Below are 25558 nucleotides of genomic sequence, written 5' to 3' on the forward strand. Positions count from 1 at the left end.
ATTCAACCAGTGATTAATGTATGAAAGTTCCTCAAGCACGTTTGATAACCCCCTTAACTGTTACCTTACGTCGGTCTCTTCCTTCGACCTGAACGCCAACACATTCTGACATCAATCGAGATACAGTTCGCTTCCCGATCACTTCCTCGTCTGATAACGTTTGTGAATCGAAGTTGGATGTAAAGATCGTAGCCCGTCCTTCATTGAATCGCTCGTTCACAATTAGGTACATTTGCTCTACCGTAAACTTGGAAGTCGTGCCTGCACCAACATCATCTAATAGAAGAAAGGGAACTTCTTTAATGATGGAAACCTGCTTTTGAACGGCTTCGTCATCCCTGCGGTAGCGCAGATCGTCCATTAGTTCGGAGTAGCTTACGAACAGTGCAAGTGGGTTCTCAAAGTCGAATTTACCAGTCATGCAAGTCTTGTAGATGTAATGATTCAGAAGCATGGCGGCATTGTACGTTTTTCCCGTTCCTGCACCGCTATTCCAAAAGAAGAAGTTGGTTCCGTTTTCTTCCACTTCCTCCACGATATTCTCAACGTACCCGCTAAGCCCTTTATAGATGTAGCGATTGTCATCATCGACCTCGTAATTGTAAAAGTTAGCTTTCAGATACTTCCTTGGAATCTCTGACAGCTTTAGTGCTTTATTTAAACGAAACTTTGGATTGCACCACTCGGGAAATGCAGGTGTATCCGTTTCTCCCGAGTAACGCTTGCAGAACGGTGTAGCAAAACATTTCTCACAATCCTTATATGGGGCATTCATCAAATCTCTCCTTAGCTGAATATGTCATATTCATCTCCACCGCTCTCGGGCTGTGGCTTATCATCCTTCTTATTCATGTACCATGGAAGGCTACCCGTTCGAGAGAACTCATCCAGTACAGCCTGAGTATTTGCAGAGCCGAACAATCTGACAGTCTTAGGAGCGAACTGGTTGATGCTGAAGAACTGGTCTACGGCTTCCTTCAGGGAGATGTTGTCATCTCTAGATACCCTCATCTTGTGCATTGTTTTCTGATCTTCTGCCGTCCAGGAATAAGTATTGTGATACTTCTCCCAGTATTGTTGTATAAAGTAGGTACGGAAGTGATTGGTATTCCAATCCTCTACAGAAGATTCAGAAGGATCCCTGCTTCCCCCTTCTCCCTAGCTTTAACGGTTTGTATAGGATCTCCTACCTTTTCTGCGTCTTCCTCACGGATAATAGGCGACTTACGGCGACCTGTTCGCTTTTTCTGGGGAATGCCTTGTTGCCTCGTCCCTTCGCCAGACTTGGAAGTCTCACCCTGCCATTGTAAGAACCACTGACGAATTAACTCCTTATAAGTAGTTGGGTCAGGAACGTTTAACACTTTCGAGTGAACATCCGATTCCTTGTACTCAATCAAAGCGATAACGAACATTTCTCGGTCATCTATACTGAACAATTCCTTGCGAATCTCGTGGACGATCTCAGAGTGAACGAGGGAGGAAATTGTGTGAAGCTCCTCAAGAATATACATCAGAGGTCTTCCTGGGTTACGGATAGTCTTAATGAAGCCCTTCTGACGTAACTCCTCAACGTACTTGGTCACTGAGTGTTTAGACCACCCGAGTTCAGCTCTCAGAAGGGCTTGGCTCGGGAAGCACTCCTTGCTTCCGTTGTAGGCATACTGGTTCAGGTTATGGTAGAGAGCCTTGGCATCACTCGTTAGGAAGTAACATCTATCTACCTTGCTGTGAACTTGCGTGAAACCAAAGTTAACTCCAAACTGAGTAAGGAACTCCTTCTCAGATGAAGCGAACCGTATTGATAATCTCTCTTCCATGCTTAATTCACACCTCCTACTTGCTCTATACGACCTGGGTAGGCGGCTGTTAAATGGATTCTAAAATATACAACCAGACGGGCAAGAAGTGCACCCGTAGTGCGGTCATTTGACATCCGTTAGACAAAAACAAGGACAGCATTAAGCTGTCCCTTAGTATTTTTTGATGGCTATACGGTTACCTCGGGAGTCATAAATATATCTGTAGCTAGTCTGTATTGGGGTCGCTCCCATCGTAGAGACCACCTTGCGTTCAAGCACCCCCGCCGCATCGTATTGATAAACCACGTCTACCAAGGTCGGGAGCATGATGAAATCCGTACCGTCAAAGAGGTAAATCTCTCCAAGAGAAGTTACCAGGAATGATTCTCCTTGGGAATACCCATTAGCATTATCAGGCATCGTAAGAAGTGGCTCCCTTATGTTCTGCTCTACATAATTGTCGGTGACCACCTGTCTTACTACCCTTCCTGCATCATCAAAAGCGAGGTAAGTGACCACATCCTTATACTCAACCAAATCGCTTATTGCATCCCATGGGTCGACTACATTCAGCTTAGCTCGTTCCGATACAGTCATGCTCACGTTAGTCATACCATCCGTAATCATGTCAGCACTGTGGTTATCAGGGTGAATGTACTTATTGGCTTCAGCTTCGATTGCCTTGAGCTTATCCCTTTCCCCAACAGTCATAGCTACCTTACTGTTACCGTCCATTAGCATGTCAGCACTATGGGTATCAGGGTGTGTATAGACCACCGTCTTGGTACCATTGATTGTTAATGCCCCATTATCTACATGGTTAGCGACACGATCTCCACTCACCTTTACGTAATTCCCGCCACTGTATGTGTAGGTCGTTGGGCTGTTCTGATTACTGGTGTCCTGCCTAACAAGGTATAACCGCCCCACCTCTCCATTGGATGGAAGCTCTGTCTTAAGGCGAACAGACACCACGTTCCCAATGGATACAGCGTCCAACCTACTGTCCAAGGAAGGGTAATTGTCCCTCGCTAGCTTAATCTCCCGCTCGACTTTCGCCGCCTTGCTAAAAGAAACTATATCCAATGTAACACCTCCTACCGTGTTGTCAGACCTGTGACCTCAATCAGGAAGTCAGCAACGTCAGCTCCTAAGTTCTTTACCGACAGATGGAGAGTGGAGGTTCCGTCAACATCCTCGTAAGGAAGGTCGATCATATCATAAATCCCCTCAAGGAAGTTACCAGTGGAGTATTGTGCGTTATTAAAATACAGAACCTCAGGCGTAGCTCCCGCACTGTTCAATATTTTCAGTTCGACATTGGTCTCCCTGGAAGGAGTTACTCTCAAAGTTTTAATCAATAACCTTGGATGCTCCATGGGAATGGCAATCATTGCCTTAGACCCGCCACCTACGTGCTCCACCTTCCAACTACACGATACTGGTAAGAACACTTTCCTCATCTCCTCTATCAATTTCCATGTCCTGTTCATGTGTCCTCCCTCCTTCTAGGAAGATGCGTATCAGGATACTTACGCGGTCTCAAGTGAGTAGTAGTGGAACCACCACTACCGTTATCGGTCCAATCTCCCCACGTCTTTCCAATCAGGTCACCTTGATGCTCCAGAACAAATACTTTGATGACAGAGGTGTTGCCCGCAAAGTTCTCCTTAATCCTTAATCCCCTAAGACCATCTCGGATGAGTCCTGTACCGCTAACACTTCCGACCCATTTATGTTTTAGCACTGTATTAAGCTCAAAGGGTTGTCCGATCTTTGTTCGTATACCATACTGGTATTTGTCGGACACCCAACCGATTAAGTTATTATGGCTGTCCATGACTCGCCACGTTCCCCAGCGGTAAATATCCACTAAATCAGCGTAAGTTGTGAGAGAACCTAACTCGTAAGGAGTCATCTCCCTACCATCTATAGAGATAGGTATAGTATCAACATCATACCCGATACTGTAGATAGTCACTCTCTTGCTCTTAGTGGAAAGGGAACCGTTGGCGGCGGTTCCCTTTATACTTCCGTTATATACTGCCATTGACGCTCACCGCCTTAGTTCATCAGTACAGCAATAGTAGATCCTGTTAGAAAACTTTTACCGCCAATGGAAAGGGAGTATACTTTATAAGTTTTCGTACCTACCTTGATCTCATCTCCGTGTGATACACCCGCCGAAGGGACAGCATAGATATCGATTAGCTCCCCTCGTGCCCCCTCAACGCCGTTACACATAATCAATGGAGCAAGGTGATATAGAGATCCCCAACCGGGGTTTACTGGAAGCATAGCGGAGAAGGCATCGTAGATGTTATTAACCGTCAGCTTGTCCTTATCCCGCAAGGTTCTAATTCCGTTGTCACCGTTATAGCTAAGGCCAATCCCGAGGGAGGATGAATCATTTTCTGTAGCATATCTGTTCAGGATACCGAAGTAACCAAGGTTGGAGATACCTGTGACAGAGTTTACGTCGCCTTGCAAGTAGATAATTATTCGGTTCGGCTGAACAGTTACTTGATAGTCGATCAAGAGGTTAGAGTCAACAGAAGCACTGTGGCAGAGAAAGTCTTTCTTAATCTCCGCTTTTCCTACCGGAATGCTTCCATTATTCAACATAACCTCCTCTGCAACACCCGCAACCAGTTTATTACCTGTTGCATCTTTGGTATTCCCAACTTCAAGACGGAAGAACAGTTTATCTGTCCCTGTTGTACCTACAGACTTCAATACAATCACACTTGCAGTCTCGTAATAAATCGACCAAGGGGAGCCTACAATTGCCTTGAACCCCTGTACTATGTTTGCATAAAGCTCATTCATTTTTACCTTACCTGAGAATGTTGCCATGTCTCAAGAACACCTCCTAGATTTGAAATAGTACTGCTCTCTGCCCGCCGCCAAGCAATCGAGCACCATGGAAGAATTTCGGACGGGAGTACATAACACCACCATTGGAGTGGTTGTAGTAACGACCAGTATCTGAGTTCGGGTAGTCTTGATCTACAACATGGAAAACGTAGAATTTCCCGTCAGTTCCTAAGTCTAGGATAGACCCGTCTGGGTGCTGAATCCCGTTTTTAAACACGATAGACCGCATCCCCTTGAATTCACCGCGAACACCTTCTTGAGGGTGATATATCATGAACGGTGTAACATAGTATCTAGATCCAATCCCTGGTGATGGCAATGACTCAGTACTGAAATTGTACAAAGCATACTCTGATCCATTTCGGGATGTTCTCACGAAACCTCTAGGGGTATCGTACTGATCTGCGTTGTTATTATCGTTAACAGCAAACGGCATGTGTGGGAAAATGCCGTAGAACTTATTTGCAATAGCAGGGTCTTCAGTTTCAAGTGCCTGACATTTCCCCAAGAAAATGCGAACAGGATATCCTACCGTGGTGTTGTTCATGACTTCCCCGTGGATAAATATGATGTCTTCGTTGGTGATGACAGTCCATTTATAGTTGATATTGTATTGGCTGGAATAGCACATGAACGGAGTCTCCGTTTGAAACTTGTCCATCCCACTAGGAGGATTAACCCAAAGATCAGGAACAGCAGTGTCTCCACTATTTTCCATCCCCACCGTACACTAACTCCCTTGGAATGAGCATAGATGCATAAAGTAAACTGCATATTTACGTCCTTCCTGTTAGTTAGGATGGCATTACCCCAATTTGCATACGTTGTAGCTGTCGTGTACAGTGTGTTCCAATATGGATCATTGTCGTTCTTCAAGGCATCCACCAGGTTCTGTGCCAACACACTAAGATTGCTCGTAAACTCATATCTACGAATCATGGCCATACTTTACACCTCCTTCTCGATCTCAAACAGAAGAACCCTCTGTCCGCCGCCTAACAAAAGCGCCGAATCGAAGAAGTAAGGTTGCCCTTGATAGTACGTCCCGTGGGTGCCGTACCATGCTTGGCTTGATGATGGATGTGCTTGATCGAAGGTGTGAAATACATAATACCTCTCGTCACCAAGGTCAAGAATTGAACCATCAGGATATTTACTTGCGTCTTTTAAAACAGCCGTTCTGACTCCGAAGAATTCACCACGTACGCCTTCTGTTCCGTGCCATACGTAGAACGGAGATACGAAGAACCTACCACCAACCCCAGGAGACTGAACCTGAGAGCTTGTTGTGAAGTGATACAATGCGTTTGGAGTTCCATTGCGGAGGACCTAACGTATCCGCGCCCTGTGCGATAACGTAACTCATCATCGGTATCAATGAGTCCTGGTGGATAATGACCAAATATACCAACAAAATCATTCGCCACGATTGGATCTTCTTCCTCAAATGGTTTAAGTCTTCCTAGGTACAGCCTTACAGGATATGCTCTATCAGTAAGTGTTTGCGGCTCTCCGTAGATGAAGATATACTCTTCTGTCGTAAACAGCGTCCATTTATAATACGGGTTAACTTGTTTATTACCCATATTGTATTCCAATGATTGCGGTACCGTATGAACAGGAATCTCAGAAACATCTCCAACATTAGTGTATAAGTCAGGAACTACGGTTGCACCGTTATTCCTTAGACCAGTCCTTAGTACATAGTTTAGGTACCAAGGGCCGTATGACGAGTTGTACCACCATCTAGAAATGTTCAAACAAATAGTGAAGAACATGCTAGGATCTTTAACATTTTTGGCTGTTATTGTCCCTTGGTTCCCTCCTGTTGAACTGGGATAATTCCAGCACTTAGGAATTGCATATTCGTTGTTGTTGTAGTAATTCCACTCCCAGTGAATATCCCCGTATAAATCCTGTGTTACAGTGGCAAAAAGTTCACTCAGAAAATTAGAAATATTAGAATAAAACTCATATCTCCGTAAAGCCCCTAATAGTTGGTTCTCAGCCATATTCTCTTCCCCCTTTAGGCTCCGAATCTAATACGTATATCACGGATTATGCTGTCCTTGAACAAGGTAAGAAGAACCGCCTTAATATTGTCGTTCCGTTCTTGAACAAGGCGTTCATTCTCGCACTGTTTATTAACCAACTCTTCCTCCGTTTCCTCACCTGTCAATTCCAATTCATTAACCTTAGGCACTGCTTTTAGAGGGGCTAGAAATTTTTGCCCCACGGTATCAAATAAGATATTGCTCTCTAGCGCGAATACTAAGCAATCATACTCCTCATCGGTAAAAGGCTCTTGGTTGTACCCCGAGAACTTGTCCATGATCGAGTGAATAGAGAATTTAACATCTTGAACGGTTTTCACCATTTAGATCACGACCTTTCTGATTTTTACTCCTTTGATGTTTCCTGAAGCATCATACTCAAAGGTCTTCTTTACTCCTCGCCCGTCATATACAAGAGTCTCTGTCTCCACAGTTCCGTCTGTATTGTAAGTGAATGAAGTCTTCTTCAATAGCTGAGGTGTTATAACAGACGAAAATACTTCTTCAGACTCAATATCCCCGTTAGAGAAGTAATTGTACACGATGTCGAGATCTGACCCAGCTCCCTCAAGGAACGTTAGCCTTCTCCTAATGTCCGTATCATCGTAAGTATCCCGCCTTGCAAGACATAGTACATGGCCCCATTATTGATCTCGCGCAACAATCTACCTGTAGCGTCCCTTTGGTACTCAATGCTTTTGCTTTGACCATTGCTTTCTATAATCTCCTGACGTTCCACATTTCCTGTAGCATCATAGAAATACTCCACGGTACGATTGATACCGCCTGTAATAGTCTCCGTACGGACCTTCCCATCAGGATAGTATGTGTAGTCGGAAATTGAAGTTGTATTAATGATTGAACCTCTACCGATCACGGTTACCCGCGCTTCCTTTGGCACATCGAATGTGAAACGAATTACGGTGTCGTTGTACTCGATATAATCGTCTCCCACATCCATGCGGATGCCATCTAGGAATACTTCAGCGGAGTTAGATCCAATTACATACTTAGGGATGGTGAAGTCCCTCTGCGGTTTCAGCCTGACATCAGTTGGTGACGTGAAATGAAATACCGACTGGTGTTCCATCGTTCCTCGGCTCTCCGCAAGCTCCAAACGGCTCTGCATGTTATCGAGCCTGTCCTGTAGAGCATCGTACACGACCCCATTCTTATCCTTACGTGATGACTTAATTTCCGCTTCAACTGCTGACAAAGTTTTCCCAAGGTCATCTATTACAGCCTCATGGTCAGTGATCGCAGTTGTATGATCCTCAACCTCTGTTTCTAAGTCGGTCACCCTCTGCTCAAGATCGCCAAGGTCATTCTCTAAAGAGCCTTTGGTCAGGAAATACCTGAGATCCAAGGGTGTCAGCGAAGTCGTAGGAGACAGCCCAATATCAATGCCACCGATAATAATGGCATCCTTCGGTTCCTTCGGATCCACGCTGTACGAATAAGAGCCATCTTCGTGAAGGAAGATGTAGTAAGACGTGTTCGGAGCAATATTCGGGACATCGAATGACTGAGTGAACTTGTCAACAATGACCTTGTTGATGCTTGCCCGTCCTGCCTGAATCGTGACCTTGACACTATTGGAAGTACTTTGATACAAGGGATTAGTAACACTGAGATCAGTAATCGGTTGCTTGGCTACTTCTTCGATATAACCCTCAAGGGTGTGGAATCGGTCTGCTATAGACTTCTCTGCTCCCCGTGCATCCTTAATCTCAGTCTCAGCTAGGCTGAGCCGCTTTTCGTGATCATCTTGATTGTGGCGAACATTGGTCATGTCCTTAGCAATGTCGGTAATATCCCTCTCCGCTAACTCTACATGGTTCTTGTTAGTTTCAACCTGAGTCTCAAGATCGGAAATCCTCTGCTCATGATCATCAACAGAAGCTTTGTTTTCATTCGACGTTGTCTCGATTCTATCAATACGTTCACCAAGACTGAGCTCAGACCCTCGGGCAACTTCTAACTCTGCAAGAGCGTGGTCGATCTCCTCATGCGTTCTGTTTCCGATGTCCGATAACTCTTTATGGCTCTTAGGTGAATCCGTATGGGACTGGTTAATCCTTACTGACATCTGACCACCTCCAATCTTGTCCCTAATTTATCTATACGAAATGGCTTGGATTATTTTAAGTCACAGGTAAGTGGAGTACATCTTCAGCGAGAATTTAACTTGTGAAGTGTATCTATCTTCTGATTCCTCCCGCGCCATCCTTAGCCAGAACTTATATGATTGTCCAGGTTCGATCTTAAACGCTGTGATCGAGTAACTATACACACCTGGAACACCGCCTACATCGGGGGCGAGCTGAACTTTGTCCGTACCTGCGGTCAAAGCAAAGGTTACATTTTTGAAGTCCCCCATCATCATAGGGTTCTTAGCAAACATCTGAACCTCTTGAATGGCTGCACCGCCCGCTGTCAAATAGCCCAAGAATCTATCAGTGTTCGGCATTAAGAGTACATCGAAATAGCTACCTGTATCGGGATTAGACTCTTTGTAGTAAAGATCTGGAGTGACCTCGAAGTACAGGTGGTCTCCTTTGTAAACCTTCATAGTATCCATTGCTTGGTATCTGTTTCCGTCAGTAAGACCTACCCCAAAGTTTCCAAGGAACGGGTATGGGTACTTATCTAAGTTAAAAGAGACCAATGTCTCCTGATTCTTACAAACTCGCGACTCAATAACCATACCGTTACTATCGATTAGATCAACAATCGTCCCCTTGGTAAGGTTATCAACGGTCACATTTGTTCCTTTATTGATTCGGATGTACTCCACAACCATCGGGTGATCTCCGTCACCTCTCAGGTACAGTCCGATCTTAGGTGTCCCGCTAAGCTCTACAGAGCCAATCAAATTCCAGACGGCTCCATCATCAGACCAGTAGGCTGAATAGTAGTTGTAATCCCTCACAAGACGTATCCATGGATACGTCTTCAGCAAAGGTGTAGGAAGTGAAGTATCCAAGAACTCCTCGATCTCCATGTAGTTGTGCTCATCAATAAAAACGACGATTCCACCGTAGCAACCCTCTGTATCAGGGTTATAACTGTTCTTTACGTCCATGACAAAAGCCTTTTCAGCTGTCAGTGGTTTTAAGAACATATAAAGCGTAGGGGCACCATGTTTAAGAACAAGATTACCCCCACTTACTTCATATCGGGTGGAGTCGTCAGGGAGCACTTCCCATTTAGGATCAAGGCTAGGGTTGTTGAAGTCGTCTTCGTAAATCCTCCCTGACTCCTTTAGCCTTGTAACTCCCATACAGACACCCCTTTCTTTATGTGAATAGCCATATGCGCTTACCGATCACGCACATTTTAGGACGAGATTTCCAAATCTCAAGAAGACACTTGATAAGGGCTTCGATGCACTGGTCTCCCCCACCGCCTTCGCAATAAGGGGTAACGTACACGTCATCACATATCCAGTTTGTCAGCTCCATCCAGTCAAGTTGTGCATACTCCCAACTACGCTCACCTACTTCTTGATAAGTAGTGAATACCCACTTGAACTCGTGTTTTCCTTTGGGAACAGGGGAAGCAAAGGTGTAAAAACCCCCTGGTTGGGTGAAAGTCTTGATGAGAACACCATCAATGTAAAAATCGAGCTGAGCATCGTAGGGTTTCGGTATGAACCTGTACCACTCGTAAGCCTTGAAATCGTGTACTCGGAAGATCGTATAATACTCCTTCCCAGTCCAACTGCTAACGGTTCCCTTTTGATCTGTCGTAATGATTACCTTGTACTTAGTATAGGGCGTAGGGAGTAATTGACTAACACCAAAGGCACGGTAGTCATCCCCATAGTACGTCTGGTCAAACACCTTCTGCCCATCCTCTCTAAGTACCTGGACTCGCATGTTGCTACTATCGCATCCACCCATCCAAATAGGCTTGTTATCCCACACTTCAAAGCGAGTTACCTCAGCCCACGACTCAGGCAACGGCTCCTCATCGTGCATATCCATGGAACCTCCCCAAATCATTGCCCCATCCCCAGGGCACCCCTGATCGAACCTAACGACAACCTTATAATCTCGCTTCTCATTGGAATCGTTCTTGACGGGAATCTTTACAAGCTCATCATCGGCCTCTGTTACATACCACCTGTCGATTTGTCTGCCTTCTTCGTATACTTCAATGACAATCCTAGTTCCAGGACAGGGGTCTAGGCGGTTCTCGTACAACCTGATAACGTCAAGCCATGCGTAACTGTTTCCATCATCCAAGTAAATATCAGGCGGCGGGTCTGTCCACCATCCACCAGGAGGGTGTGGGGAATCTCCTTTGCGGTACACATTCCCATTCGCATCAGTACAGTAAGCATCCCAATATTCTTGAAACTTACCGCCACTAAGTGTAAAGCCTCCTGTATCCAGGCCTGAGCTTCTGTCGGTTGCCCCTACACCCTTCCCAAGAGTGTACGAAACGCTATACGCATGTCCTGGGGTTATATACTGATTCAGATCTATCCAATACTCCCCAACGGAACCTTGTACGCCAAAGTATTGTTGCGAGTACACGATCTGACCCGTCGTAATGTCAGTAAGACGAACCCAAACATAGGTCTCGTTATCCTTACTAGGTTTATCAAGGAGTGTGTGAGGTTCATTTACAGAGTTGGGGTCACTGATTTTAATGGATAAGTCCTTAATGGCAATGTACCAAGGGAGTTTAGTTGTGACGTCAATATCACTATCAGGGTAAGTGTCGGTGATTCCGATGCAAACCCAGTACCATCCTGGGTCGAGTGACCTTTTTGTTGACCATAGTTCAGCAGTCGCCCAATCATTATTAGTCAATAAACGGTAGTCCTTCTTGTAGTTAGTCCCCCTGTTTTCCTTGATGTTGTCCAGAATGATTGGATCTTCCCAACCCTTTTTCACACTGACTAACCACACTCGCAATCTTGCACCTTGATATTTATTCCTCAGGTAGCTCATGTACTTGAAGCTCATCTCGAATTTCCCTGAGGTATACACCTTGTCAAAAATCTTACGCGTGTATTTTGCCTCAAGTTCCTTCGCTGGGACTACTTCATCGTCCTTGTCCTTATTATTAAGTGGCGATAAGTTGGTTACTGGGAGACCGTAGTAGTAGGTTTGGAATGTTTGGGTCGAGTAATAGTCCCTCATCATACTCGATGTGTCTACTCTACGAAGGTTATCCACCTTGGGGTTCTTAACAGGGTAAACTTTTAAACGCTCAAGGTAGTTTATCTCGCCAAAGTAAGGGGCATAAAAGTCCCGTGTAATTACCCCGCCGTCAGCTTCAACCCCGTGAGAAACGACAGTGCCGCCATCATAATATTGCTTCCCGCCGTTGATGTCCCATCTCCAAGCGGAGGTTCTGTCGGAGCCAGTCTCGTATTTGGGCTGACCGTAGTCCAGTTTATGAACTTCATCACCCTTCAGATAGCACTGCTCTCCCCATGGGTCATCTCCTGAGCCCCCAGTACCACCACCCGTTCCATTACCACTGCCACCACTTCCACTACCATCTCCTGGGATGTACCGCGTACCATCCCTATAAACCCAACGGAACTCATGACTACCAGGGGGAAGTGGGTACATGCGATCTGTACCTTTTGTGCCGTTTTCCTCATTCCCTGTCCATACGGTTACTCCATCCACCTGAAGCTCTAAAAACTCACCAGGGTCAAACTTTCCACCGTACTGCCAACAGATGTATCCAGGGTTTCTCATTGTAGGAGCAGAGAAATTGGCAACAAAAGTATCTCCATGACCTTTCGCCAACATCACCCCGTCCCCATGACCTGAGCCTTGTCCCGACTCAATTATGTCTATCCACTGCCATTTGGGGCTGAAATTGAGTTCGGGAGCATAAGTTCCTTCGGTGTTGAATAATTCCTCGAATACCATGATGTCGCGGGTTGCGCCTGTTACAGGATCATATCTATCATCCATAGCAGGAAAGATTCTCATATGCTCTGTGATGGTTACACTGGAGTTTGGATTAAGCGACATCTTGTAGGTAATTTCATCCCCGTTTTTGGTGGTCATCGCCCCGCCATCCGTAACATCCCAGTCTCTGGTGATATCTACTGTGCTTCCCATAGGAGACTCGACGGTGAAGGTGCGCCCTGAAGTGGAATGACCATAAGTGAATGGTCGATGGAAGTCATAGGTAAACGGAACCTCTGTCTTCTTGTCCCTGACAGCAAAGCTAATAGTGTTGTAGCCCGCCTTCAGAGGGATTTTAATATCGCTTCCGCTTCTGTCGTCTTTGCTGTAGTGGTACATCTCACCATTCACCATCACCTCAAAGGACTCAGTTGGTCTCAGCTCATGCTCAAAACTAAAAATGAACCAACCATCATCGGGCAGATAAAGAGAGGTAGAAGCTGAACTTAGGCCTTGTTTCGGTTCATTCAAGCTAAGCCAGTCCCCATGATTTTCCCACGAAGGGTTTCCCGACATTGACCATCTGTACTTATCGACCCCTACACCGAAGTTGTAAGGCTCATAGTGATCGATTACTCGTGGCGGGCACATAACTTCTAGCGTTCCAGTGAGGTCAACCTTGCAATCTTTACCCACAACAATGTCATAGGTAATTTGAGCGTTGTCTTCCTTGGTTTTAGATTTCTCCCCATCAAGAACCCATGAGGAATCATGGTGGGATTCAGCATAGCTGCCGTGGATACCAAAGCCAGTTTGTGTCTTGCTCACGAACTGGTCGTCAAAAAATATACCGTAGTCAACATTATCGGTAGGCTGACCGTCAATGCCCGTCTTGTAGGCGAACGAAATCTGACCTTCACACTCGTTCTCCAATTCCATAACCATGGTCTTGGAGCGATAGCTGTTGTCAATTTCTATCCCCTTAAAATGTGCTTCAACAGCGCTCTCGGTTGATCTGACAACCCAATTGGTCAAGGAGAATACTTCCTCACCGTCAAGATCATAGTCCAATGGTGCAGGCGGCTTACGAGTATCCACAATTTCAACTACTTCGATATCCTTAATGTAAATACCGTTCTGTCCCCATTCCTCAGGACGCATCTTTCTGATGAGCCAGTCAAACTTATACATCTGACCAGGCTGTATGGTAAATGCTGCTTCCTGCCACCCCGTATTCTCGCACCACTCCCCACCGACTTGCTGACCATTGATGTAGAACAGCATACCGTTACCGCGCTTTGCACTTGCAAGGTACTTGAACCTGATCTGGCCGTAACGTTTCACCCGCCAGTTGAAGGTGACCTTGGAAGAGTTGCCGATCTGAAGCAATCCCAGATCCAGCTTCAAGATCATCTCTGCCCAGACTGCTCGTTCTTCCCTACGGAGTGAACGGTAATCCACTCCTGATCTTCCGTGGATGAAACATAGCGGAAGAAGTCAGGGAACTTATGGGAGAAAGGAACGTCCTTCTTCATCGAGAATAACGGAATCTCGTACACCCTAGCATCGAAATGGTTGAAGTAGTTCCCACTGAAGTGGTGATAGTAAGGAGCAGGGCATGTAGGTAGAGACACCCCATGATGACTCCCTCCTGGCTCCTGAGCATTCTCAAGAATCTTATGGATACAGTCTTTAATCATCTGCAACACACGCTGATACTGAGTCTTGTCTGGCGACTGTTGTTGCAGTACCCACCACTCAATCCTACGGTACATATTCCACAGTGCTTCGCGGCACCTTACGCTTGCGTACCAAGATTTATCCCTAAGGTATTGCTCGATGATTTGGTCGATGGTGTTTTCCAATGCATCAAGCTGAACTGTCTGCCACCTTCCGATCTGCCCGTATCCAGCGTCACCAAGGATTGGATTGTTCTCCTCTCCGTGGCGTTCTGTATCTCCCCTTGGGGCGTTAGGACTTTGTGGCAGGTGATCGGGATGGTTAAGGTTTCCTGCGTCATAGTCTTCAGCAATCTGTGCTCTCATGTTCGCAAACAGAACACCCTTCTGCGACTTGGTAAATAAACCAAATGTATGACCCATTAAAATCACCTCTCAATCTCTCTATACGAAAAACGGAGCACCAAGTTAATCGGTGCCCGTCAAATCATATTGTAGTTTTGAATCAGTGTAGATTTGGATTCTACCGTCCATGACCGACACTAATAACTTATACCACTTGTCCTTCTCCCACTTGAACGGTTGCATAGGTGAGCCGATAGCTGTCGGCACCCCCGCCTGAACCTTGAATAACTGCATTGGCCTTCTCATGCCAAGGCTGTTATCAGCGTCTCCTCCATGAACCATGAACATCCAGTAGTTGTTCTCGTCGTAGTACTTGAAGACAATTCCTGCTCCATCCCCGTCAACGTCGGAATCCACTTTAAAGTCGATTGAGAACTTGTAGTTCTCAGCAAGGAAGTTATTTCGATACCAGCCACCAATTGCAGGGATGTCACTCTTAGAATAGAACTTACCTAGCAGTCTATCACGCTCCCATTCGCCGCTACCAAACTTAATCCAGTTATCCGACTGGGACAGCTCCAACGCGTCCATATTTTTGGAATAAGGGAAATATACGTTGAATGGATCACTAGGGTCGTAGTCCTCAGGAACTCCGAAGCCACCCTCCCAGTCTTCAGGATTCATGCCTTGCTCTAACAGGTTATCAGTGTAATCATAGATAATACCTTGACCCATTGTGTCCAACATTGGCAGATACCCTTCAGTAGGCTGATCGCGGAAGGCGAGATGTTTGTCTGTGCTGAGGAAGCTGTCTCGCGGCTCTGACTTAGCTGAATGGTAGATTTCCATGAGATGTGCCGTTTGCTCAGGCATGAAGGCAAATAACTGCTCCAAGTACTCTGCCCGAACTTCAGGACGCTCCGCAAAGATGAACCCAGTAATGACCTGGGAGCAACGTTCTTCGAAGGTAGCCACCATCGATTCTGGGTCTTCGATCTCAGACAGCCTGGCGTTGGCAGTTCCCACTGGATGCGAACTCTCCACGAAGGAATCCCTCTCTTCCTTGTGTGCCAAGGTAAAGTCATTCTCTGTGTACCCATCTCTAATCTTAAGATGAGCTAGGGAGTATTCGTCACTTGCTAACCCTGCATCCATCAGCTTTTTGCCCATGGTCTCGCCTTCAGATACCACAAACCCACTATCTAGAGTCTTGGTTCCACTTCCCCTTTGGTCATGATAATAGCTGAGACGTTGAATCGATACCGCGAAAATGTCATCACCGAAGTTGCCATACCTCTCCTGGACAACACTTTCTACACTCTCGTGAAGATGGGCTTCCCGATCTGTAACCTTAGCAAGGAAGGATTCCGCATCAAGATCAGCATGTCTTACCTTGACTACATTGGATTCACCTTCGTGCATATGACCTTCTCTGACTTCTTTACCACCTGCTAGATTATCCTCGATGTACCCTACTGCTCCTCCTCGAGAAGCTAGCAAGCTCTTAATCAAGTCACCCTTTTTGAACTTTATTCCGACAAGCTCACTCTCAAGAAGCGAGTCCCGAAGCCCTTTGCCCCCAAGTAGCAAGTCCTCATCTAGAGCACCGTTTCTTAACTTCAGTACATCATTGATAGCCTCATGTAGATAACCATCCCTAACACCCTTTTCTGCGAATAGATTGTCTTGGATGTATGAATCACGCACTCCCTTGAATGCGAGTATATTACTGTGAAGGGAGGAATCCTTTGCTTCCTTATGGACAAATAGGTTCTCGTGAACGAATGAATCCTTGAAATTCTTGAAACCTACAAGGTTTTCTTCGAAGTGCCCGTACTGTGGCTTATCTGCGAGAAGGTTCTCCTCAAGATTGCCGTATTGCGGTTTATCGGCTGCTAGCACATCCTCGATAGTGCCGTACTTCAGTTTTGTACCATCCTCGATCTCGATTGGGATATCCCCATATTTCAGGCTCGTTCCACCTACGATCTCGATCGGAACGTCACCATACTTAACGGGTGTGCCGCCTACAATTTCCACAGGAATATCCGCATATTTCACCGACGTTCCACCAATAGGTAGCATAGGGTCAAGATAACCATACTGTGGCTTATCTGCCACGAGTTGTTCCTCAAGTTCTCCCAACTTTTCTTTACCACTGTTGATAGTCTCATGCAGGTGTGAATCCTTGAAGTTCTTCAAAGCAAAAAGGTTTTCATAAAGGAGAGAATCCTTCACTTCCTTATAGCCAACAAGATCTTCACTTGTCTCCGAACCCTTCGCACTTTTGGTTGAGAGAATAGTCTCATCTCCGAAGTCAAAGGAATCCTTCTCTCGTTTAAGCGCATAGACCGTTTCTTCACCAAAGCTCATCGTGCCCTTAAGTAGGTTCCTACCTAACAGGCCATCTTCGATCTCTGACAGCTTGGCGCCCTTAACCCCTTCTCTGAACTGCTCGGTTACAAAAGCATCTTTAGTACTCTTCGCCCCGATTCCCCAGTCGTCATCAAGATGGCTCAATCGTAGTTTCACTACGTTATTCTCCACCTCATGGATTTGGGCATCTCTAGACACCTTCATGGCTAGGCTTTCTTCGATTGTTACAGATACGTGACGTGACTTATCCGCCACAATCTCCACATGAATCTCTGACTCCCAAATGCTTTTCTCTGCGGACAGATCGTCATTTAGAGATGATATCCGTGCTTCCGTTACAGCAAATACCGGCGTAACGCCAATAACCAAACCTAATCGACTATCCACCACTGCTTCTAGGGAATCATCACCGAGATAGGATCGCTGAGCATCACGGTTACCAATGGTATGCACATCATCGTTAATGTATAGCTGTCTCATATTGAGTGACCCGAGAGTGTACTCATCATTGGTAATACTATCTCGCGTCCACGCTGTACCTATTGAGTATTCTTCGCTAAGAAATGTCTGTCTGAGCTGAAGCGTTGCAAGGGAGTATCTGATGTCGATAGCCCCTGCTCGTGGCTTCAACCCACCGATGGAGTATTCTTCATTAATGAACAACTCTCTATTCTTTGCAGAGCCAATGGAGTACTCCTTACCGATATGACCCTCCCTAAACTTGTTCGTGCCCATTGAGTACTCATCACTTGTGTACCCTTCCCGTAGCTTCGACGTCCCTATTGAATACTCATCATTCAAGTACATCTCTCGAGCGTTAGGACTACCCCAAATTTGTTCTTCATTAACGTAACCAGATAGATCATGAGGTGCCCCACCCAATGCGAACTCTGTGTGAAGTAACCCGCCGATTTCACTTCTCATACCTAAAGAGTACTCATCTGATGTAAAACCACCGCGATCATACTTACCACCCATAGCGTATTCTTCCGAGGTATGCCCATCGCGTTCCTGCTTGCCGCCCATGGTGTATTCATCCGAAGTATGCCCACCGCGTTCCCCTTTGGCTCCCATGTACTCAGGGTCATCAGGGAACAGACCTCGATCTGTAGGTAGATGCCCCATGTAATCATCTATTTGAATGATTGCTGGTCGAGATTGGTAATCTGCCCCGTAGATAACCTCCTCGATCTCGCCATACTGGTTTTCCTTGATCTTAGTGCCTTCGAAGTAGGCTTCATCCAGAGTTGACCCGCTTTCTTGCTTCTTGGCCGTACTGATCTCCTCATCAATAACGCTGTCCATCGCTATCTTAGAAGCCAGTGAATAATCAATATCCGCGACTCCTTTACGGGCTTCTTTCACCCCTTCCAGGTTCAGGGTAAGGATACCTGACTTGGTACCGTCCTTGAAACCCAGAATACCACTCGCTATAAGGGCATCAATGCGCTCCTTGACCCCGATAAGGAAATCCTCGTTAAGGAAGCCAGGTGCTTCAGGGTTGTACACAGCTTCAATCATCATATCCAAGATTACGGCAGGATTATCTTGAAGCAACTCGCCAACAATAATCTCCTCATCAAGATATCCAGGGTACTCCTTATTTCCGAGCCAGCCGCCGCCAGCCAAGTCGTCCAATAACTTATCCCGGTAAACCATAGGTCTTCCAAGATCTCTAATCGCTCGAAGAATGGTATCTATATGCATATTCTTTGTTGCTTTACGGAACTCAAGCGGCTTGTTAGTTAAATGTAGGAGCTTCTGCGTATCATTCTTACTAAAAGTGTTAGTGGTTTGCAGGTTCGTCGATCTTTCGATCTTCTTCTCTGCTAGATACTCCTCAGGCAACCAAAGGTCGTGCTCGATAATCCTTTCTGCGGAAGACAGCTCATCGGTATGCAGATTATATGAATCTGTTCTGTCGAATCCTTTTTCAACCTCAGGGATAAGCAAACTCTTGGCTTCCGTACCACCTTCGTAGAATCTCTCCTCGATGTAGGCTTCCACCTTATCATCACGTTGCCCGAGCGCGTATTTGTTGATTACGTCTAGGGCCTCCTTGAAGATACGCTTACCTACAGGTCTCTGTCGCTCTACATACCCGGCGAATTTGTTCACCCTTCTCGATTCCTGCAAATCCCTGAACACATACCCGTACTCAGTGCTGTCACGGTACGCCTGCTCCGCTTCCCTGTCTACAATGGCTCGAACCACCGCAATACGGTGGGCTACAGGTCTGCTCTGTTCAACATACATGTTATCGACAAAAATACGCTGTGCCCGGGTCAATGTATCGGTTATGTGCATCTGCTCGACATTATCACGAACTGCCCAGGGGAAAGTACTCTCTAAGTGAACGAGGGCTTCGATGTCCCTATGAGCTACAATGATTCCCGACTCAGTAACCGTTGGATGCTTGTCGATTATCCTGTGAGCCTGGATAGGGTGCCAAAGAATATCGCTGGGGCGATATCGGACGCGGCTTCCTTCCACAAGTTCATCTTGTATGTGGATTTTCCCCTTCCCGATCTCACGAACGGCCCGTATCTCAGTGTGCAGGAGTGTAGGATATTGCCTATCTTTCAGCTTAGCTAGGACATTTTCATGGGTGCTCAGCTCGTTGTCGAATGTCGCGGCGAGCTTGTGCAAGCTCCGAGATAAACATTTGCTCCTCAAAATCTCTTGAGGCTTCCACGATCTTACCTGTGGTAGAGCCGCTAAATGTCTTTTCTCTGACAGCCTTACCGAAAGTCCTCAGCAATACCAACCTTGCGGCATTATCTATCCGTGTTCCTACAGGTCGAGTATGATCAATGTAAAGGTGTTTAATCTCCTTATGACGACGAATATAGGCAGTAGACATGTCAGAAACAATACCCATACCGTGATTGTCGATTACCCTAACCCCTTGAATGATCGCATTCTCTACAGTAGCTTGTCTCTCCACGTCACGAATACCAAGAAGGTCTTGATACAACAACTCAAGATCTCTCCGCGTAACCTTCTCTGCCTGGATGGTCTTACTAAGCTCAGTATCCCTCAGATAATTAAGGACAGCTTCCAGTAGCGGCTCTGTCTCCGTAGAGCGACCTACGATTTTCTCAACTGCCGCATACACACTCGCCAAGTCCAGATCAGGTTGGTCATCCCTCACCGAGTTCACAAGCTGTTTAACCACAAGACCGTACTCGCTTACTTTATCAGCACTATCAGCATAGTCTGCGATCATACCGAAATCATTCACTCTGAAGCTGATTTTGCTTGGGTCGATCTTTCCAAGGTTCTGTATAAATCGTCGGGTGAGTCCAAGGTTACGGACGATCTTCAGCTCCTTGTCATTATCAACCCGCCATCCTTCAGTCATCTCATCATCCAGGGATGCGTCCTTAAGAAAGTTTGGTCTATGAGCTACTGGGTGTTCGTCTGACTCAAGGGCTTCGATCAGTGCGGTGCGCTCAGCTTCAAAGGAGATTTCCATGTACTGCCCTTTTCCGTCCTTTAAGGAATCCCCAGTATTTTGCTCATGCATCATCCCGTTCTTTGATTGCTTACCATCACCCCATACGATGAATCCTTCTTCCGCTTCCATGTCTTTACGGATGGCTTCGACAAGATCATGATTCATGCCGTGGGAAATAGAACGGGCTACGTAGAAATCAAGCATCAGGACACTTGGGTAGCGGCTATATGGCATGTAAATAAACCGGTACTCCTTGGACCTACTGCCTGTGGTTCCAACGGTGAACAGGTAACCGTACTGAGTGGTTGTATAGTCTATTACAGTAAAATCGTACTGGTTTACAGCTTGATTCACGTCACCGCCCCCTTTATATTAAAAAAGGGAACTCCTGAGTGGAGTCTCAGAAAGTTCCCTCTCACTGAATCTATACGACTCAGCTATCATGTAGTTTACTTAAATCGGGTAACGGACTTCCTTCAAGATAGCTACGCCCATCCGTTGATTTGCAGACAGATTCATGAAGTTTTGCTCCGTGTCCGTATCGAAGTAGCGGTATACCTCTTGGTTCCAAGGCTTGCCCTCCACGTCAATGATAAGCTCATCCAAGTGGAGAATGTTGTGCTTAGTAACTGCGATACAGTTGTCGAACTGTCCACGGTAGCCCTCGTAAGGGTGAACAACATAGATCGGAGACAAATGGTATTTGGAAGTCCACTTAGACGCTTGGAAACCTTGAGGTTCCAGTTCCAAACCAGTGTCGCCAAGATCAGGGTCATTGTAAGCCTTACCCTTAGGTGGAGCTTGAGTGATGAACGATGGGTAGTGACGTTGAAACTCAATACCCGACTTCGTTTTTAGCATTTGCAGGGTGTTATTACCTGCGGAAGTGTACTGACCGAAGTAGTATGTCTTATCAGAGGCGATCTTCGAGATGTCAGGTTCCTCAATTACCGCGCCCGCTGTGAGCATTACGTTTCCGTCCACATCGTTCAGGTTGTACTTGAACGGCTTCAGGGCACCAACGTACAGGAAGGACTTCTTGTAATCCAAGAAGTTTACCGCAGGGTCAGCTACAAGAACGACAGCCAATCGGTTATTCATGACGTTGATGTACATATACACAGGTTTCTCTTTGTTGCGGTCCGTTGGCGTGTAGTCTTCCAATGCCCACTGGTACAATACTGGGTGCCCGACCAACCTAAATGTAGGTTTCGTGGTCACTGGGAGTGTAGTAGGCTCCGAACCTTCCAACTCCTCAAGCAACTGAACTGTCAATGTACTGTGCTCCTCATATCCAGGGCTTGGGGCTACGACACGAGGTACAAGAGCGTGATTGATAAATTGTACGTAGAACTTCTTCGTGATAGGTGTCGCTTGAGTACCGATGGTAATCACACCACGAAGGATGAGCTCTTGGACGCGATCACTAGCGTCCTTCTCCTCGTAGAATACTTCCCACAAGTTTTGCTCTTGCACCTCTCCCGCCGTTGTCTCGAACGGGTAAGTATCAAACTCAGTAACCTCGTCACGGAGTTTAGTCAGTAAGTCCTGGGAAGTGGTGATGGTCTCAACATATTTGAAGTTTGCCATTGAGTTGTAACCTCCTTATTTAATCTCTTTCAAGAACGCGATTGTGATAACGTCAGGTGATGGCGAATGTTTGAACAAGTTCAACGGGCTCTTGATGCTGAAGAACTTGTACACTTCAGTCCATGTTCCCAACGAAGGATTTGCTGTGTCCTTCAGAATCTCCGTATCAACGACAAGCTCATCTCGGTTTACAAGGTTATGGTCGTGGATTGCGACAACCCCGTCCATGTAACCACGATAACCTTCAGCTTGGTGAACGAGATAAATTGGACTCGCGTGGTACTTTCCCGTCCATAGGGATTTTTGGAATCCGTCCGCGTCAACAATTAGTTTAGACAGACTTGGAGGAAGTGTACCTACAGATGGATAGTTCGGAAGATGTGTAATGAATGCAGGGTAATATCGTTGGAACAATACGTTACTGCGAGTCCTCAGCATCGACAGTGAATCCATGCCGTTAGAGGTGTACTCACCGTACTTCGCGTACACGTCAGGGTTAAGATCGGTTAAGACGTCGTTCTTCGTATATCCTGTCATATCCGTTCTCAGATCGCCCATTCCCACCGTCACCCCGAAGTTACCCGCATGATCGTACTCGTTGAAAGGTACAATTTTTCCGATGTAACCAAAGCTACGGTAATATCCGTGGATATTAGGAGAAGGGTCTCCTTCAAGTACGATAATTACCCGATCATTATTGACCGACAATGTGAAGGCAACTAAGTAATCAGGTCTACGCTTCTTGTTAGGCAACCATGGGGTTGTTGAATCCCTTCCATGGAAGAAGTGTGCCGCAGGGCTAACAATCTCGGTCTTCCCGTCGAAATCGAGTTGCCACTTAATTACTGGCGGGATGAATGGCTGAACTACATTCGGGTCATTCCATGTCAAGTACATGTAGTGAGCCTTTAACTGGTCGATAACGGTAGGTGCTATACCGATCTTGATTGTATTAGGATCACAGATTCCCTCGTAGGTTATCTTCTGTTCCCCTTGCGCCATCGTGCCCTCAAAACCTTCACCGTGATAAACGTTAATATAGTTCCAGTCATCCTGTGGTTGCTCAAGCATTACGAAGTAATCTCGAACAGGGATTCCTGTTGGTACTGTAGGAGTTGCTTTTAGGGTAGCACGAGCAGGTACATAGTTAAGCGGGTCTGCTTTGTACAGAAGCTCAGAGAACTTGTACAGCTGTTTATTCGGCTCATAAGAGTTGGATGTGATTGTACTCCAAGTTGGATTACCGAGTATGTTCTCACTGATATACCGCGTATAGTTATAGTAAAACTTCCCCCTACTATCGAACGGATAGCATAAGCCCAGTCTGAAGGCATCTCTGTAACAAGCTCGAATTGATTCCATTCGTTGGATGGCTCTGTGGAACCATCTAGTTTAGAGATTACCTGCCTTACCAAGTAAGCTCTGTAACCGTCAGGAGTAGTAGCATCTTCGACTACCGTAATCAGGGAGCCTGGAACGTCTACGAAGATAGTCTCATTTGTCTGTGCGTTCGTGTAAGAGAACTGCTTAATTTGAATCTTTCTGCCTGTCCTATAGTTACCTTTGTTCTTTCCAATGTCTGCTCTTACGGGATCAGGAGCCCCTTCGATCACAGCATCCCAGTAATATTGATGAACCTCCCACAAATAACCATCGTCGTCCATGGCTAAGTCAGTGGTAACTAGCTTTGTACCTGTCCAGTCAGGCAACTGGAATACTTCGTACTTCTTACCGTCAATGTGCTTGTGCATACCGACTACGTTAGGCGTGAGCGACTTGTTGTACGTTACCCACTTAAAGCCATCGGACTCGTACACCTTCTCCCACCTATTCGCGTCAATCCCACTCTCAATCTTTGGGATGTCTGCACTAACGATCTCGTCAGCTAGAGTGTAGATTAGCTTTTGAGCTTCGGTCTCACCGTCAATAAAAGCGGCGACATTAGTTAGTGGTTTTTGCAGTGCCATAGGTATCCCTCCTTATCTCAAGAATTTGATGTTGTACCAAGCTGTCTTCGCTTGACCACTCGCGTTCACGAAATCGAACTTCACAACCGTTCCCGCAGGTACGGGGTATACAATACCGAAGCTGTTACCCATCGATACCGATTCGGGAAGTTCTTTAGTGAAGATCGTTTGACACACTTTCTCTTTTCCTATGGTAAGTTCCCAGTAGTCGCCTACACAGTACTGACTTGCCGCGAAAGCAATAGACAGAAACTCTGTATCGTAAGGAAGTGTGAACGTGTCCGATTTAGTGGTCTGAGCGGCAGGGATGTCCAACATCTGACCCCTAATAAAAGGGATGGTCTTCTTACTAAAGTGTGGGTATGGCAGCTCGCGCACTTTGTCGATAACGCCGCCCGCGATATATGCGATATTGAATGCCATCCGTCCACCCCCCCTAATCTCTATATACGATTTACGCTTGTTCCAGTTAAGCGCCCTTCATCATCATAGTTTAGACCGATATGATAAGTGACTACCGTCTCGCCACCTGGATTGAAAGCTCGTTGTGTGACTTGTGTCAAACGAAAGTGCTTATAATAAGAATAATCAGGATGTGTGAACCCAACTCCCGCAGGAAATCCTGTTCCGTCCTCCGACCCAAAGTGCATCCAAATCGAAATCTTCCACGCAGACTCGTATAGCAAATCAGCACCCGTTACTCGTTCTGCATCCATCGGATGTTCCCTAAAAAGGGTGACAGAAGGCTCCCCTTCAAGAGGGTCACCCTCCATGTTATTGATACTTACGTACTTACGAACTTCGCGGTGGATAAGGTCCAGGACTGGGAAGACTATATTTTCATTTACAATACCCGCCATTAAACCATGACTCCTTTCTGCGCCCACATAAGGTCGATTACTTGAATCATACCTGCGTCTACAGAGAAACTTGTTCGGATACTCTTAATAGTATAGATAGAACGGGTGGTAGTGGTCTTATCTGTAACAAGTACGTTATCCAGTACCTCTAAGGCAGGGTTAGCAGGGATGGATACCTGAAGCGTTCGACATAGACGCTTCATATCGAAGAACGCTTTCTCCGCTATTTCTTTTTTAGCTTCGATAGTCTTCGCCCATTTAACGGGGAGCACAGTGGTCCTGATCTCACCCTTCAGTTCCATTAGAATCTCCTTGTCAACGAAGTTACCTTGGTTACCGCCTTCGTCTTTCACGACAACGTGACTTCTACCACGAGACCAGTCAAGCGATTTATTAATCGAGATGAGATTGTCATTCTCGGTGAACTCTGCAACGATAGGCTTGTTGTAATTTAACCGTTCAAGCCTGTAGGTTCCGTACCTGTCGCAATAGCTTCGGTAAGGGATCTCACTGATGACTTCACCGATGGCTTCAGATACCTTAGCGGTATACTGCTCAAACGTCCTTCCGTACTCCTCGGTGAACGGATTTTCCAACCGTTAGGGGTTAGTACCGTTTCTGCTTCCTTAACCTCGAACTCCCCTTCTTTACCCGGGATAGGGC

At 46.1% G+C, this 25558-nt stretch carries 23 protein-coding genes; all 23 read right to left on the reverse strand.

Features of this window, described 5'->3' with window-relative positions:
- Positions 1 to 31 precede the first annotated feature (31 nt).
- Positions 32 to 775, reverse strand: a complete 744-nt coding sequence (locus tag RE628_RS17595) for an ATP-binding protein (RefSeq protein ID WP_309154262.1) — start codon at positions 773 to 775, stop codon at positions 32 to 34.
- Positions 776 to 786: 11 nt separating this feature from the next.
- Positions 787 to 1011 carry a hypothetical protein gene (locus tag RE628_RS17600; RefSeq protein ID WP_309154263.1) on the reverse strand — a complete coding sequence of 75 codons (225 nt, stop codon included), beginning with the start codon at positions 1009 to 1011 and terminating at the stop codon, positions 787 to 789.
- A gap of 107 nt (positions 1012 to 1118) precedes the next feature.
- Positions 1119 to 1820: a helix-turn-helix domain-containing protein gene (locus RE628_RS17605; RefSeq protein WP_309154264.1), complete on the reverse strand. Its 702-nt coding sequence runs from the start codon at positions 1818 to 1820 to the stop codon at positions 1119 to 1121.
- 153 nt (positions 1821 to 1973) lie between these two features.
- The gene (locus RE628_RS17610; RefSeq protein ID WP_309154265.1) at positions 1974 to 2888 is read right to left on the reverse strand and encodes a hypothetical protein; all 915 of its coding nucleotides are present in this window, start codon (positions 2886 to 2888) and stop codon (positions 1974 to 1976) included.
- A gap of 11 nt (positions 2889 to 2899) precedes the next feature.
- Positions 2900 to 3295 (reverse strand): hypothetical protein, encoded by a 396-nt coding sequence (locus RE628_RS17615; RefSeq protein ID WP_309154266.1) that lies wholly within the window; start codon positions 3293 to 3295, stop codon positions 2900 to 2902.
- Positions 3292 to 3852: a hypothetical protein gene (locus RE628_RS17620; RefSeq protein ID WP_309154267.1), complete on the reverse strand. Its 561-nt coding sequence runs from the start codon at positions 3850 to 3852 to the stop codon at positions 3292 to 3294. Before RE628_RS17620 ends, RE628_RS17615 begins: the two co-directional genes overlap by 4 nt.
- A 14-nt stretch (positions 3853 to 3866) precedes the next feature.
- Complete coding sequence (locus tag RE628_RS17625; protein ID WP_309154268.1) at positions 3867 to 4658, reverse strand: hypothetical protein; 792 nt, start codon at positions 4656 to 4658, stop codon at positions 3867 to 3869.
- Between the two features lie 16 nt (positions 4659 to 4674).
- Positions 4675 to 5403 (reverse strand): hypothetical protein, encoded by a 729-nt coding sequence (locus tag RE628_RS17630; protein ID WP_309154269.1) that lies wholly within the window; start codon positions 5401 to 5403, stop codon positions 4675 to 4677.
- Between the two features lie 442 nt (positions 5404 to 5845).
- Positions 5846 to 6691, reverse strand: a complete 846-nt coding sequence (locus tag RE628_RS17635; RefSeq protein WP_309154270.1) for a hypothetical protein — start codon at positions 6689 to 6691, stop codon at positions 5846 to 5848.
- Between the two features lie 14 nt (positions 6692 to 6705).
- On the reverse strand, positions 6706 to 7011 hold the full coding sequence (locus RE628_RS17640) for a hypothetical protein (protein ID WP_309154271.1): 306 nt from the start codon (positions 7009 to 7011) through the stop codon (positions 6706 to 6708).
- A gap of 45 nt (positions 7012 to 7056) precedes the next feature.
- Positions 7057 to 7275 (reverse strand): hypothetical protein, encoded by a 219-nt coding sequence (locus RE628_RS17645; RefSeq protein ID WP_309154272.1) that lies wholly within the window; start codon positions 7273 to 7275, stop codon positions 7057 to 7059.
- A gap of 35 nt (positions 7276 to 7310) precedes the next feature.
- Complete coding sequence (locus RE628_RS17650; RefSeq protein ID WP_309154273.1) at positions 7311 to 8822, reverse strand: hypothetical protein; 1512 nt, start codon at positions 8820 to 8822, stop codon at positions 7311 to 7313.
- A 60-nt stretch (positions 8823 to 8882) separates the two neighbouring features.
- Positions 8883 to 10016: a hypothetical protein gene (locus RE628_RS17655; RefSeq protein WP_309154274.1), complete on the reverse strand. Its 1134-nt coding sequence runs from the start codon at positions 10014 to 10016 to the stop codon at positions 8883 to 8885.
- A gap of 16 nt (positions 10017 to 10032) precedes the next feature.
- Complete coding sequence (locus tag RE628_RS17660; protein WP_309154275.1) at positions 10033 to 14079, reverse strand: hypothetical protein; 4047 nt, start codon at positions 14077 to 14079, stop codon at positions 10033 to 10035.
- Positions 14028 to 14720, reverse strand: a complete 693-nt coding sequence (locus RE628_RS17665) for a hypothetical protein (RefSeq protein WP_309154276.1) — start codon at positions 14718 to 14720, stop codon at positions 14028 to 14030. Before RE628_RS17665 ends, RE628_RS17660 begins: the two co-directional genes overlap by 52 nt.
- Before the next feature lie 45 nt (positions 14721 to 14765).
- Positions 14766 to 19667 carry a hypothetical protein gene (locus RE628_RS17670; protein WP_309154277.1) on the reverse strand — a complete coding sequence of 1634 codons (4902 nt, stop codon included), beginning with the start codon at positions 19665 to 19667 and terminating at the stop codon, positions 14766 to 14768.
- Positions 19621 to 20832 carry a hypothetical protein gene (locus RE628_RS17675; RefSeq protein ID WP_309154278.1) on the reverse strand — a complete coding sequence of 404 codons (1212 nt, stop codon included), beginning with the start codon at positions 20830 to 20832 and terminating at the stop codon, positions 19621 to 19623. Before RE628_RS17675 ends, RE628_RS17670 begins: the two co-directional genes overlap by 47 nt.
- A 99-nt stretch (positions 20833 to 20931) precedes the next feature.
- Entirely contained in the window at positions 20932 to 22068 is a 1137-nt protein-coding gene (locus tag RE628_RS17680; protein ID WP_309154279.1) for a hypothetical protein, read from the reverse strand.
- A gap of 15 nt (positions 22069 to 22083) precedes the next feature.
- The gene (locus tag RE628_RS17685; RefSeq protein ID WP_309154281.1) at positions 22084 to 23139 is read right to left on the reverse strand and encodes a hypothetical protein; all 1056 of its coding nucleotides are present in this window, start codon (positions 23137 to 23139) and stop codon (positions 22084 to 22086) included.
- A gap of 50 nt (positions 23140 to 23189) precedes the next feature.
- On the reverse strand, positions 23190 to 24035 hold the full coding sequence (locus tag RE628_RS17690) for a hypothetical protein (RefSeq protein ID WP_309154282.1): 846 nt from the start codon (positions 24033 to 24035) through the stop codon (positions 23190 to 23192).
- Between the two features lie 12 nt (positions 24036 to 24047).
- A complete protein-coding gene (locus tag RE628_RS17695) occupies positions 24048 to 24458 on the reverse strand; it encodes a DUF8551 domain-containing protein (protein ID WP_309154283.1) in 411 nt (136 codons plus the stop codon).
- A 20-nt stretch (positions 24459 to 24478) separates the two neighbouring features.
- Complete coding sequence (locus tag RE628_RS17700) at positions 24479 to 24895, reverse strand: hypothetical protein (protein WP_309154284.1); 417 nt, start codon at positions 24893 to 24895, stop codon at positions 24479 to 24481.
- Positions 24895 to 25491 carry a hypothetical protein gene (locus RE628_RS17705; RefSeq protein WP_309154286.1) on the reverse strand — a complete coding sequence of 199 codons (597 nt, stop codon included), beginning with the start codon at positions 25489 to 25491 and terminating at the stop codon, positions 24895 to 24897. Before RE628_RS17705 ends, RE628_RS17700 begins: the two co-directional genes overlap by 1 nt.
- Between the last annotated feature and the right edge of the window lie 67 nt (positions 25492 to 25558).

It is taken from the genome of Paenibacillus sp. D2_2, from assembly GCF_031199965.1.
Lineage (GTDB): Bacteria > Bacillota > Bacilli > Paenibacillales > Paenibacillaceae > Fontibacillus.